General features: G+C 36.4%; 10 protein-coding genes. 5 read left to right on the top strand and 5 right to left on the bottom strand.

The genetic code is table 11. The features are described from left to right. Positions 1–36: 36 nt before the first annotated feature. Positions 37–291, bottom strand: a complete 255-nt coding sequence (locus IO90_RS17835; RefSeq protein ID WP_034970679.1) for a hypothetical protein — start codon at positions 289–291, stop codon at positions 37–39. Between the two features lie 294 nt (positions 292–585). Here IO90_RS17835 and IO90_RS17830 point away from each other — a divergent pair, with 294 nt between their 5' ends. Beyond that, complete coding sequence (locus IO90_RS17830; protein ID WP_034970676.1) at positions 586–2,334, top strand: helix-turn-helix domain-containing protein; 1,749 nt, start codon at positions 586–588, stop codon at positions 2,332–2,334. Here IO90_RS17830 and hisS read toward each other — a convergent pair. Continuing rightward, positions 2,331–3,686, bottom strand: coding sequence for a histidine--tRNA ligase (hisS, locus tag IO90_RS17825; protein WP_034970673.1), 1,356 nt, complete (start codon positions 3,684–3,686; stop codon positions 2,331–2,333). The genes IO90_RS17830 and hisS overlap by 4 nt on opposite strands. A gap of 147 nt (positions 3,687–3,833) precedes the next feature. Here hisS and IO90_RS17820 point away from each other — a divergent pair, with 147 nt between their 5' ends. Together IO90_RS17820 and IO90_RS17815 are read left to right on the top strand one after the other, a co-directional pair. Beyond that, the gene (locus tag IO90_RS17820; RefSeq protein ID WP_034970670.1) at positions 3,834–4,289 is read left to right on the top strand and encodes a nuclear transport factor 2 family protein; all 456 of its coding nucleotides are present in this window, start codon (positions 3,834–3,836) and stop codon (positions 4,287–4,289) included. Beyond that, on the top strand, positions 4,289–4,906 hold the full coding sequence (locus IO90_RS17815; RefSeq protein ID WP_034970668.1) for an alpha-ketoglutarate-dependent dioxygenase AlkB family protein: 618 nt from the start codon (positions 4,289–4,291) through the stop codon (positions 4,904–4,906). The genes IO90_RS17820 and IO90_RS17815 overlap by 1 nt, the downstream gene beginning before the upstream one ends. 42 nt (positions 4,907–4,948) lie before the next feature. On the opposite strand, the gene IO90_RS17810 is transcribed toward IO90_RS17815, so the two are convergent. The 3 genes from IO90_RS17810 to IO90_RS17800 all read right to left on the bottom strand — a co-directional run bounded on the left by IO90_RS17810 (position 4,949) and on the right by IO90_RS17800 (position 10,566). After that, positions 4,949–6,100 (bottom strand): MFS transporter, encoded by a 1,152-nt coding sequence (locus IO90_RS17810; RefSeq protein ID WP_034970665.1) that lies wholly within the window; start codon positions 6,098–6,100, stop codon positions 4,949–4,951. 230 nt (positions 6,101–6,330) lie between these two features. Beyond that, positions 6,331–8,748, bottom strand: a complete 2,418-nt coding sequence (locus tag IO90_RS17805) for a DUF5916 domain-containing protein (RefSeq protein ID WP_034970662.1) — start codon at positions 8,746–8,748, stop codon at positions 6,331–6,333. A gap of 144 nt (positions 8,749–8,892) precedes the next feature. Then, complete coding sequence (locus tag IO90_RS17800; RefSeq protein ID WP_034970659.1) at positions 8,893–10,566, bottom strand: glutamine--tRNA ligase/YqeY domain fusion protein; 1,674 nt, start codon at positions 10,564–10,566, stop codon at positions 8,893–8,895. Positions 10,567–10,769: 203 nt separating this feature from the next. Here IO90_RS17800 and IO90_RS17795 point away from each other — a divergent pair, with 203 nt between their 5' ends. Then, positions 10,770–11,447, top strand: a complete 678-nt coding sequence (locus IO90_RS17795) for a response regulator transcription factor (protein WP_034970657.1) — start codon at positions 10,770–10,772, stop codon at positions 11,445–11,447. A 31-nt stretch (positions 11,448–11,478) separates the two neighbouring features. Further along, positions 11,479–12,561 (top strand): sensor histidine kinase, encoded by a 1,083-nt coding sequence (locus tag IO90_RS17790; protein WP_051878932.1) that lies wholly within the window; start codon positions 11,479–11,481, stop codon positions 12,559–12,561. The last annotated feature ends 199 nt before the right edge of the window (positions 12,562–12,760 follow it).

The raw sequence follows: 12,760 nt of genomic DNA, 5'->3' as shown, positions 1-12,760 counted from the left end.
TGTTTAGAATGAATGTTTCTTTCTCTTATTTTGTGACTACCATCTGGTTCTATCTCTTGGTGGATCTTTCTCTGGATCTAATTCTTCTTTGTTTGCTGTATTTGCTGTATTTGTTTTTATCGTATCAGCAACAATACTATCCGTAAATTTACTATCAGTGGCTTTGCTGTTGGGTGCTTTCCTACTTTGAGGAATAGCATTTTCAATTTCAGCTTCCATACTGTCCTCCCTACAAGAAGTAAAAACTAAAGACACTAATGAAAATGTTAGAACTGTGAAGATTTTTTTCATGATAATATAATTTTGTATCTATTTAAAATAATTTGCAAAATAATTTTTTTTGATTATTTCGTAATGCGAAAGTATGGTCAAAATTTCATTAATTCAAACTTTTATAGTCTTCATTGGGAAATCTTGACGTCCTAATTCGCAAATTAGGACTTACATAAACACCTAAAATACAGACATTTATAATCATCGATACTATATTTTCAATCATAACCTATTCCTCCTAATTATTTGTCAATCATTTGCAAGTTTTCCGTATTTTTGTGAACACAAATGATGAAGATTTAAACTTTTTTAATGAGATTATTCTTCTTTATCATATCATTTTTTTTCTATGGGGTTGCTTTTTCCAAAGACAGCGACCCCAAAACTTTCGAGTTCTACAGAAAAAAATATGAATATTTCGGCGAAGATGATGGGCGTGCATTTTTGTATTTGAAACCTTATATTAAAAAAGCCAAGGCTGAGAAACAAAATGAAGAACTTTTCCAAGCTTATAAAGATGCTGTCTACTTTTCCAAATCTATCAATCAAAAACTTCAGTATGCAGACAGTTGCATAGACGCCGCTTACAAATCCAATAGCGACGAAAACATATCTTCTTCCTACGTCTTGCGAGGAAGTGTTTATTATGGTAATCAGAAAAAATTCAAGTCAGCTCTAGATGAATATTTGATGGCTTACAAATATTCCAAAAATTCTAATGATCTCTATCTAAAAAATAAAATAGCATATCACCTAGGTGTTGTCAAAAATTATCTCGGTTATCACGAAGAAGCGTTGGAGCTTTTTAAGAACTGTGTGAACTATTTCGAGATAGGCGCAAATAAAACAGATCCAAAAAATGAAAACAAGATCTATAACAATCAAAAGGGATATCTGAATAGTTTGCACCAAATGACAATATGTTACAGAAATCTCAAAGATTATAAAAAAGCAGATTCTCTTATCAACATTGGATTGCTCAAAACTTTCAACAACAAAGACTTTTCACAAGAAAGAAGTTATTTCCTGAAGTGTAAAGGAATTGCAGAATATAACAACACAAAATACAGATCTGCAATCACTTATCTAGATGAATCATTAGAATTACTTAAAGATGATTTTTCTTGGGAATCTTTGAATTACTTCTACATTGGAAAGAGTTACATGGCTCTTAATGATGAGCAAGTGGCGATTTCAAATTTCAAAAAAATTGATTCTATCTTTAACAAGCACGAGTTTATTCTGCCGGAATTGAGAGAAAATTATGAGATACTCATCAATTACTACAAGAAAAACAACGATCGGGAAAAACAGCTCTACTATACAACTCAACTTCTTAAAGCAGACAGCATTATCTCGAGAGATTTTGCTTATATTTCCCTGAAAATTCATCGCGAATATGACACCAATACCTTGATAGAGGAAAAAGGAAAACTGGAGAAAGCCAATACTTGGGGTGGGTTTCTGATTCTTTGCTTGGTGATGATTGCTGGCGGATTAGTAATAGTTTTAGTTAAGAGACATAAAAAAGAGAAGACTACAACCGAGCGATACATCGAGCTCGAGGAAAAACTACGAACTGCAAATTACAACAACCCAAACAGCGCAACTAATTCAAAATCAGAATCAAATGACGATAAAAAAAGCCAGATCACGCAATCTCTGAAGCAAGATCTACTCCGAAAATTGAAACATTTTGAAGACAAAAACCTGTTTATCCAAAAAGGTCTGACGATTCAAAAATTGGCAATCCAGTTTGAGACCAATTCAAATTATCTCTCGCACGTTATCAACGAACAAAAAGGGATGAACTTCAATAAATATATTGGCGATCTCAGAATCCGCTACATCACGCGTCTGTTGTTCGAGAAAAACATGTACATCAATTACACGATCGACAGCCTTGCGAAAGAATGTGGAATAGCGTCACGACAGAATTTTTCCGATTTGTTTTATGAGATCAACGGAATCCGACCGACAGATTTCATCAAAAATAGAAAAAAAGAACTCCATAACATTGAAAGTTCTTCCGAGGATGATACTCCAACAGTCAAAGCCTAATTAATTTCTAAAAAGGAATCAAAACTAATAGTTTGTTGTTCGCCAGCTTGCAGATTTTTGATTGTCACAGTTTGATCTTTAATTTCCTGTTCGCCAAGAAAAACCAGATTTTCGATGCCTTTTTTCTCAGCGTAAGTAAATTGTTTTTTCAGTTTCGAAGCTTCGGGATAGAGTTCTGCGGAGATATTTTTTTCTCTCAATTTCGAAATTAACTTTAAAGCTTCGATGGATTCTGCTTCGCCGTAATTGGCAAAAAGATATTTCACTTTGATGTCAGAATCTTCTGGGAAAATTCCTAATTCTTCCATTACAAGATAGATTCTGTCAAGTCCAAAAGAAATCCCGATTCCAGGAACATCTTTCACACCGAACACCTCGGTCAAGTTATCATAACGTCCGCCACCGCCGATGGATCCCATCGCAACATCTTTCGCTTTCACTTCGAAAATCGCACCCGTGTAATAATCCAAACCTCTTGCAAGCGTGATGTCAAAAACCAGATCTTCAGAATTGATTCCAAGCTTCAGAGCATTTTTGATGACAAATTCCAATTCTTCAACACCTTTCAGTCCAGTTTCGTTGCCTTGGAATTTTTCTTTTAGGTTCGATAGATTTTCCAGCGCATCATTGGTTTGATTAAAGAGAAAATCCAATTTTGAGATGGCTTCTTCAGAAATCCCTTTTTCCAACATTTCTTTCGTCACGCCATCTTTTCCGATTTTATCTAATTTGTCAAGTGCAACTGTGAAATCAATCAACTGGTCTGCAATTCCTGCATATCCTGCAATTCCGGAAAGGATCTTTCTATTATTAATGTGAACTGAAACCGCTAAGTTTAAGTTATTGAACGATTTAAAATACAATTGCAACAACTCTACTTCCTGCCAAATACTTGTACTTCCCACAACATCCGCATCACATTGGTAAAACTCTCTGAACCTTCCTTTCTGAGGACGATCTGCACGCCAAACCGGCTGGATCTGATAACGTTTGTAAGGAAAAGCCAATTGTCCTTGATTCATTGCAACAAATCTTGCGAATGGAACTGTAAGATCGTAGCGAAGGGCTTTTTCTGAGATTTGAGAAATTAATTTTTGAGAATTTTTATTTTCCCAATCTTCATCATTTGTTTTTGAAGCATAATCGCCGGAATTCAGGATTTTGAAGATCAATCTATCACCTTCTTCACCATATTTTCCCGTCAATGTAGAAAGGTTTTCGAAGCTTGGCGTTTCCAAAGGCTGGAATCCGAACAGTTCGAAATTATTCTGTAAAACATTGATGATGTATTTTCTTCTGGAAACTTCTTTCGCTGTAAAATCTCTCGTTCCTTTTGCTAAGCTTGGCTTCATTATAATAGATAAATGATGATTGATAAATGATAATCGACTGCAAAAATAAGGATTATAGAATAAGGACAGAAAATTTGGATGGCGAAACTTTGTCAATTATCATTAATTGAAAACTTAATTGTATTTTAGAACCTTAAACCAGATCAAATGAAAGCCATCAAAATTCTAATTTCGGGAATGATTTTCTGTTCGATGTTAATTTCCTGTAGTAATTCCAATGATAAGATTCAAGCTGAGAATGAAAAATTCATTGAAAATTATTTTAAACTGTTCAATGAGCACAAATGGAAAGAACTTTCTGAACTTTACGTTGAAAATGCAGAATTCAAAGATCCAACTTTCGGAAACGGAATCGTGAAACAATCTAAAGCTGAATTTATTAAAAAATATACGGAGCTGAATCAAGTTCTTCCTGATTTGAAAGATAAAGTGATTCAGATTTATCCTTCTGGAGATAAAAATATGATTGTGGAATTTGTTTCCACTGGAACTGCGCCAGATCAATCAAAATTTGAGCTTCCAATCTCCACCATTTTCACCATCGAGAATGGAAAGATTACGAAAGATTTTACATATTACGACAATTTTGAAGAAGCAAAATAATGGGCCTTTTCGACGACCAATTTCAATTAATAGAAAATATTTTACCTTACGACGGGGTGACTTCTTACTACGGAAAAGTTTTTTCTGAGGAAGAAGCGAACGATTATTTCAACAAACTAATGACCGAGATAGAATGGAAAAGTGATGAAGCCGTCATCTTCGGAAAACTCATCGAGACCAAACGAAAAGTCGCTTGGTACGGAAACGAGCCATTCAGTTACACTTATTCCGGACGAACAAAAACCGCTTTAACGTGGAATAAAACATTATTGGAAATCAAAGAAAAAATAGAATCTGTAAGTGGCGAAAACTTCAATTCCTGCTTACTTAATCTATATCACGATGGTTCAGAAGGAATGGCCTATCACAGTGATGGTGAAAAAGATTTGAAGGAAAATGGTGCTATCAGTTCGGTCAGTTTTGGAGCTGAACGCAAATTCAATTTCAAACATAAAACCACGAAAGAACTAGTTTCATTAATCTTGGAAAACGGAAGTCTCTTGATGATGAAAGATACAACTCAAAAATTCTGGCTTCACCGATTGCCAACGACCACGAGAATCATTAAACCGAGGATCAGCTTGACTTTCCGAACGATTGATAAATCAAAAAATTAAAATTATTTCCCCAACCCTAAAGGGAGAATTTTAATTTTGAATCTAAATAACTGCTTTATATTTTCTCATAAATCCAAGACACAGAATTAATCCTATAATAGATAATCCTGCGCCAACCAACGATGGATAATTGTAAGTCAATCCAAATTCCAAAGGCAATCCACCGAAAAATGCACCAAGAGAATTCGCAATATTGAAAGCGGCCTGCATAATTGCCGCGGCCATCATTTCAGAATTTTTGGCAGTTCGCAACATAATGATGTTGATCGGCGTTCCGACAGACATCGACAAAACCCCACAAACAAAGGTGAGAACCAAAGAAATGATTTTGTTTTCTGAGAAGAAAAAGACACAGATCAAAGCTAAAACCATTGCTGTAAAAAGAATAGCGGCTGCTAAAGCTGGTCGCATTTTGTCTGACATAATGCCACCTAAAAAATTACCTACAACCATTCCGGAACCTGCCAAAACCATAATGTAAGCGATGGAATCTGTTGGAAATTTTGAAACATTGGTCATCAAAGGTGTGATATAACTGAACCATGCAAACAAACCACCAAATCCAATCGCCGAAATCGAAATGATGTGCCAAGCTTTGATGGTTTTGAAAAACTCCAACTCATCTTTCAAACCGACAGTTCGCAGACTGTTCATATAAGGAAGCAGAAATTTAAGCGCAAGAATCGTGACCAATCCTATCAAAGAAACGACGCCAAAAGCATATCGCCACGAGAGCTGATGTCCGAGCCAAGTGACAAATGGAACCATTGCGAGATTAGCAAGCGTGAGTCCAGCAAACATCATTGCAATACTTTGCGCCTGCTTTCCAGGTTTTGCCAATCGTGATGAAACCACAATCCCGACACCGAAAAACGCACCGTGAGGTAATCCAGATAGGAATCTCAGGATCATCATCGTGTAATAATCATTGGACAAAGCCGACAATCCGTTGAAGATGGTGAAGGCAATCATCAGGAAAATCAAGATTCTTTTCGGCGGAAACTTCGCTGCATAAGCAACCAAGATCGGTGCGCCAACGACTACACCCGCTGCATAAGAAGAAATAAAATGTCCAGCTTGGGGAATCGAGATGTTCAAAGATTTTGCTACGTCGGGCAAAAGTGCCATGATTACAAATTCTGTAGTCCCAATTGCCAATCCGCCAAGTGTCAGCGGAAGTATTCTCTTATCCATTTTGCAAAAGTCTTTATTTTAAAATGGAAAGCCAAGTTTTGTGGATTTAAAATATCGAATGGTATTATTAAATTAAACTATTGTTTAAATTGGGTTAATAATAAATACGAAATAGTCTATTTGTATGACAAAATGTAAAATATATTTTTAATTTGCAGTCCGACTTGTTTGGACTCTTCGAGCCTCAAAGTGACAACTGGAAATGGAAGCGGAAAGAGTTGCCCAAAATCTTAAAACCAATTCTTGATCCTGTTGTAATCGAGGAAATATGTAATGCGAAGCGAAATATTGTTGATCATCGGCGTATCAAAAAGTTCGTTGAAATTATTTTTGAATCGCATTCTTGAAACTTCCAGATAGTTACTGGTCGCATTTCTGTACAACAAAGTCAGCTGACTTCCCGGCGCAAACCACCACGAATAGCGCAAATCCACATTCCAAGAATTGTAGGTTCCAGCGAGATTTGGATTGTAGATTGTGTTCTCGTTCAGGCTTCCATCGTTTTCCAAACTGTAAAATTGTTTGTAAGTGACATCGGAAAAATAATGACGAAAAGCCAGTGACAGCGCCATTTTGTTGTTGAAAGTATATTGTCCCGTCACCGAGTTTTCATAAGTATTTCGCTGACGTCTTCCCATATAAATCTGATTGCCATCTCTTCCCGCAAAACCAACTTCGTTATTACTAAATACCGGATTGAATTTCCAAATGAGATTCAGTTTGTCGGACGCTCTATATCGCAGATACAATGACGGAATCACCTGATTTCTGCCCTTTTGGTCGTAAGCATAATAATCGATGGATACATTGTATTGAAGCTTCTTTCGGCTGTCACTTTCGAAAAATAACCAACTGTCAAAATAACCTGGAACATTGAGATGCTTTCCGAAAATTCGAGGCTCATAGATATCTTTTTCTCCGTACGGCGTGAACTCTACTCCACCTCCGAAGCTTTGGAACTTTTTGTTTGTGAATGAATTATTGTTGTTAAAAATTAATTTTTGATTCAGAAATGGTTCCAATCTGTGATAATAATTCAGATTGAAATTCAGATACATATTGTTGAGTTTTCCTTTTGGTTGGAGAATTCTGTAACCGTACCAAGCGTTGTGATTTCCATAATTTGTAAGTGTTGAGAATCCCAAATCATTGATGTCCCAATTTTTATCTACAGCATTGGCATTGACTTCGAAACGATGATTTCCTGAAAATTTCCCCAAACCAATACTTCCACGCGCTCCAAAAGTAGTTCCGTTTTCTTTTACCCAACTTCCCTTCAGGTTTCCATAATAATTGTAAGTATTCTTTTTGTTGGCGATATTCCAAAGTAATCCCGTCGCGTTGGCATCACGAAAATTCCCCATTCTCATTGTGCTTGTGTTTACCAAAGTGATGGAAGAATTCCCTCCAAATCTCTGATCGAAAACCAAAACATTATAATTGGTCCAAGGTTCAACGGTTTCTTTTCTTGTTTGTCCAGTCATATTATCTTGGATCGTCGCTTCCATTTTCTCTGTCACACCATTGAAGATTCCAATTCCCAAACCTTTCTTAGTTCTTCCAGAAATTTTGAAAGCGTTGAATAATTTCACTTTTCCGGGATAGTCTGTCATGGTTTCATTTTCGCTGACGTTCGGATAAACGGACGGACTTCCGCCAACTCTTCGCGAATAAAACATATCACCTTTGCTAAAAAGTTCCGTGCCTTCCATAAAAAATGAACGTTGCTCGGAAAATTGTTGTTCGAATGGTGTTAAATTTAAAATCGAATTATCAAAATTCGCCTGACCAAAATCCGGAACCAAAGTCATATCGAATGTGAAAGCGTCATTGATTCCGTATTTCAAATCCATTCCACCATTGACATTCATCTCGGTTTTACCATCAAAATTGTTGACATAAGTTGAAAAATATGGCGTGAAAGAAAGTCTGGTTGGGGTTCTTACATTTTCAATCCCGTTGAGAATTCCGTCGTAAAGCGTGGAGCTTCCTTTCGTATTATCGATGTGATTCCAAGCGATTTTTTTGCGTTGTCGTTGAATATTTCGGAAGAAATTAACACCCCATTTTTGAATATTGTCTTTTGGAAATCTCAGTTCGAAATAGGGAATTTTCATTTCAACATTCCACCCTTCATCTGTGATTTTCACTGCGCTGTACCAGATTCCGTTCCAAGTTTCATCTTCCCCATTGTCGTTGGTTGCTTTTGCATCAAACTGAACGCCGGCTGCAGTAACGATAAATTCGTAACTCTGCTGTTTATCGTTATAACCATTGACGAAAACGCCGAAAAAATCATCATTATTAATAACATCTCTTTCTGTCAATTGCTTAGCAATTTTGTCAGGTTCATTATCATAAAGCGTTGCGCCGATGTAGATTCCAGTGTCGTCGTACAAAACCCTCACTATACTTTTTTGATTTTCCGATTCGGGTTTTCCATTCGCTGGCTGAAATTCTATAAATTGGTTCGCAATGCTTGCCGTTGCCCAAGCTTCCTCGTCTATGATTCCATCGATTTTTATAGATTTATCGGTACGTACAGCATTCATCATTCGTCTTACAATGCTGTCTGAAGCGATTACTTTTTGAGCAGAAATCTGTCCGAAAAAAAGAATTAATGTAAGAATGCCAAGTTTAGTTTTCATAGTAGAGCTTATTCTTGAGATTAGACAAAGCTCACAACAACTCTATTACATCAAAAACAAAAAAAATCAGACAAACGCCTGATTTTCAATTAATTATTTATTTAAAATAAACTTTATACATTTTACAGTGTACTTCTTACAATTTTAAGGTTTGTAACCATCCTTCAAAGTCACCGTTCTATTGAACACCAAAGTCTCATCAGAAGAATCTCTATCTTTCATATAGTAACCAATTCTTTGGAACTGGAAATGGTCGTCCAAAGTGGCATCTTTCAAGCTTGGTTCAGCGAATCCGTGCGTCACTCTTAATGATTGAGGATTGATGAACTGGATGAAATCAACTTCCTTCTCCGCATCCGGCTGTTCTGTAGTAAACAATCTTTCGTAAGTTCTGATCTCGATTGGCAAAGCGTGTTTTGCAGAAACCCAGTGTAGCGTTCCTTTCACTTTTCTAAGACTTGCCTCAGTGCCACTACCCGATTTTGAATCTTCATCATAAGTTGCAAAAATTGTCGTGATCTCGCCATTCGCATCTTTCTCAACACGTTCTGCTTTGATGATGTAACCAGCTTTCAAACGCACTTCGCCATCCAATTTCAGACGGAAGAATTTTTTGTCCGCTTCTTCTTTGAAATCTTCTCTTTCGATGTAGATCTCTCTGGAGAAAGGCACTTGTCTTGTTCCTGCGTTTTCATCTTCCGGATTGTTTTCCGTTTCCAACCATTCTTCTTTATCTTCCGGATAATTTTCGATGATCAGTTTCACAGGATTTACAACCGCCATTACACGAGTTGCCACTTTGTTCAGGTCTTCTCTTACACAGAATTCCAATAACTGAATGTCAATCAAGTTTTCACGTTTTGCAACACCCACTTTTTCAATGAAATTTTTGATGGCAGTCGGTGTGTAACCTTTTCTTCTCAATCCGGAAATGGTTGGCATTCTTGGATCATCCCAACCTGTGGTGATATTCTCCTGAACCAATCTTTGAAGTTTTCTTTTGGAGGTTACCATGTAAGAAACGTTCATCCTTGCAAATTCTCTCTGCTTTGGCGCAACACTTTCGTTATCATAAACTTGATCCAAATACCATTCATACAACGGACGGTGATTTTCAAATTCTAACGAACAGAGAGAATGCGAGATTTGCTCGATATAATCAGATTCTCCATGTGCCCAATCGTACATCGGATAGATTTTCCATTTCTCTCCGGTTCTATGGTGCGGTTTTTTCAGGATTCTGTACATCACAGGATCACGCATATTCATATTCGGGGAAGCCATATCGATTTTTGCACGCAAACTCATTGCACCTTCTTCGAATTCCCCGTTCTTCATTTTTTCGAAAAGTTCCAGACTTTCTTCTGTTGGACGATTGCGGAAAGGCGATTCAACTCCAACCTCAAAAGGATTTTTTCTTTGTGCTGTGATGTCTTCCGAAGATTGTTCATCCACATAAGCTTTACCTTGCTTGATGAGTTCTACAGCCCAATTATACAATTGCTCAAAATAATCGGAAGTGTACAATTCCTGATCATATTTGAAACCCAACCAATCGATATCAGCCTTGATGGAATCTACAAATTCCTGCTCTTCTTTAGCCGGATTAGTATCATCAAAACGAAGGTTAACGGGCGCACCATATTTCTGCCCCAAACCGAAGTTGATGCAAATTGCTTTTGTATGACCAATGTGCAGATAACCGTTTGGTTCCGGCGGAAATCTGAAACGCAACTTAGACGCATCCAATCCGTTTTCCAAATCGTCTTCTATAATTTGCTCAATAAAATTGAGTGATTTTTTATCTTCTTCTTCCATAATTTGAACGTGAGGATGCAAATTTAACTTAATTTCCTCAAAAATAAAACGAATACTGCTTATAAAAATCGATGAATATTGATGTTGAAAATTCTTCTAAAAGTGCGATTATTTGTTTTGTAAATGTTAAATTTGTGTGAACTTTAAACATTTGGTCATATAGCGTTCAATTTTTTTTAATTTTGACATATTAATAAATCGAAATGAGTCGTAAAAAAATCCTTTTAATTGATGATGAACAGGACATCTTGGAAATCATCTCTTATAATTTGGAAAAAGAAGGTTATCAGGTTTTCACCGCTGGTAACGGTAATGAAGGAATCGCAAAAGCAAAAGAGATTTTGCCAGATTTAATTTTATTAGACGTTATGATGCCGGAAAAAGACGGTATCGAAACTTGCCAAGACCTTCGCAAAATCAAAGAATTGCAAAAAACGCTGATTGTATTCTTATCTGCAAGAAGCGAGGAATTCTCCCAATTAGCTGGTTATCAAGCTGGAGCAAATGATTACATTGTGAAATTAATCAAACCAAAAGTTCTGATCTCCAAAGTGGCCGCTCTGCTACAATTGGGCGCCAATTCTCAGGAAAATTCCAATTACATCGAAATCGGTGACTTGATCATTGATAAAGACAACTTCAAAGTTTCAAAAGCGAAAGAAGAGTTTCTGCTTCCTAAGAAAGAATTTGATTTGCTTTATCTATTGGCTTCCAACACAGAAAAGGTTTTCAAAAGAGAAGAAATTTTGGAAAGAGTTTGGGGCAACGACGTGATTGTCGGGGAAAGAACAATCGATGTTCACATCCGAAGACTGAGAGAGAAATTGGGCATCAATACCATACAGACACTCAAGGGAATAGGATATAAATTAGTAGTATAAGATTTTCTGAAAAGAAAATCTTTTTTTTGAAATGAGATTTAGAAATTCGTTAAAAATAAATTGGTTATCTGCAGGGGCATCATTATTATTAGTTGCTGTTGTGGGATTTGTGGTATTGCTATTTGAAGTTTATACCGATGATATATATTTCAAAACCAGAAATTTTAATTATTTTCTGATTCTCACGCTTTGCTTTTTATTTATCCTCAATTATTTCGTGCTGGAATTTTTGTTCAGTTTCTACAGCAAAAATCAAATCAGACGAATCACGAACATCCTTCCAGAAGACATCATCCACGATTACGACACAGACCTCAGCTTCAAAGAGCTCGGCGAAAAGATGCACGAGATGAACCAGAGAAATGCCGAAATGGATATGATGAAGGAAATGGAAGATTACCGAAAAGAATACATCGGAAACGTATCACACGAACTGAAAACGCCACTTTTCTCCATCCAAGGTTACATAGAAACGCTTCGTGATGGCGGTGTAGAAGACCTCAACATCCGAGACAAATACCTTCAAAGAATTGATAATTCTGTAGAGCGATTATTGAATATCGTAAAGGATCTGGATATGATCAATCGTTTCGAATCCGGACAGATCAACCTAAAATACACCACTTTTGACATCAATCATTTGATTCAGGAAGTTTTTGATCTTTTGGATCTGGAAGCGGAAAGAGAATCGATGACGATGCAATTGCAAACCACGCAATCTCAATTATTCGTGTTTGCAGACAAGCAAAAAATTTCGCAGGTTTTGATCAATCTGATTTCCAATGCTGTGAAATATGCTAACCGGGAAGAAGCGCAAATCATCGTTTCGACAAGAGAAGGCACGAAAAGCATCCACATTTCTGTGGAGGACAACGGAATGGGAATCAAACCGGAAAATCTGCCAAGAATCTTCGAACGTTTTTACCGTGTAGAATCCAGTAGAAATAGAAAAGATGGCGGATCCGGACTTGGACTTGCAATTGTAAAACACATCTTGGAAGCTCATAAACAAACGATAAATGTGGAAAGCGTTTATCTATCAGGAACCAAATTCAAGTTCAAATTGGAGAAATCCTCGATTGATAAAATCAAAAAACCGAAGCCTATTTTGTAAATGGAATTTTAACGTAAACTAGGCACATAGTTTTTAGTGGAAATTAAGATTAAACTAGCTTAAATATTGATCTATTTAATCTTTTCAAAAAGCATTTTTTAGATTTTTATATGTATCTATGTGGTTCAGATTAATTTGTGAAAGTCATCATCAGAATCGCTGAATTTATAAAAATATTTTTTGAAAAAAAATTTACAAG

This window comes from Chryseobacterium sp. FH1 (assembly GCF_000735135.1).
Classification (GTDB): domain Bacteria; phylum Bacteroidota; class Bacteroidia; order Flavobacteriales; family Weeksellaceae; genus Epilithonimonas.
The sequence above is the reverse complement of the archived record's forward strand: the minus strand, read 5'-3'. Positions and strand labels throughout refer to the sequence as shown.

Excerpts from the sequence above, each read along its gene's own strand:
- IO90_RS17835 (WP_034970679.1), bottom strand. The coding sequence starts at position 291 with ATGAAAAAAATCTTCACAGTTCTAACATTTTCATTAGTGTCTTTAGTT.
- IO90_RS17830 (WP_034970676.1), top strand. The coding sequence starts at position 586 with ATGAGATTATTCTTCTTTATCATATCATTTTTTTTCTATGGGGTTGCT.
- hisS (WP_034970673.1), bottom strand. The coding sequence starts at position 3,686 with ATGAAGCCAAGCTTAGCAAAAGGAACGAGAGATTTTACAGCGAAAGAA.
- IO90_RS17820 (WP_034970670.1), top strand. The coding sequence starts at position 3,834 with ATGAAAGCCATCAAAATTCTAATTTCGGGAATGATTTTCTGTTCGATG.
- IO90_RS17815 (WP_034970668.1), top strand. The coding sequence starts at position 4,289 with ATGGGCCTTTTCGACGACCAATTTCAATTAATAGAAAATATTTTACCT.
- IO90_RS17810 (WP_034970665.1), bottom strand. The coding sequence starts at position 6,100 with ATGGATAAGAGAATACTTCCGCTGACACTTGGCGGATTGGCAATTGGG.
- IO90_RS17805 (WP_034970662.1), bottom strand. The coding sequence starts at position 8,748 with ATGAAAACTAAACTTGGCATTCTTACATTAATTCTTTTTTTCGGACAG.
- IO90_RS17800 (WP_034970659.1), bottom strand. The coding sequence starts at position 10,566 with ATGGAAGAAGAAGATAAAAAATCACTCAATTTTATTGAGCAAATTATA.
- IO90_RS17795 (WP_034970657.1), top strand. The coding sequence starts at position 10,770 with ATGAGTCGTAAAAAAATCCTTTTAATTGATGATGAACAGGACATCTTG.
- IO90_RS17790 (WP_051878932.1), top strand. The coding sequence starts at position 11,479 with ATGAGATTTAGAAATTCGTTAAAAATAAATTGGTTATCTGCAGGGGCA.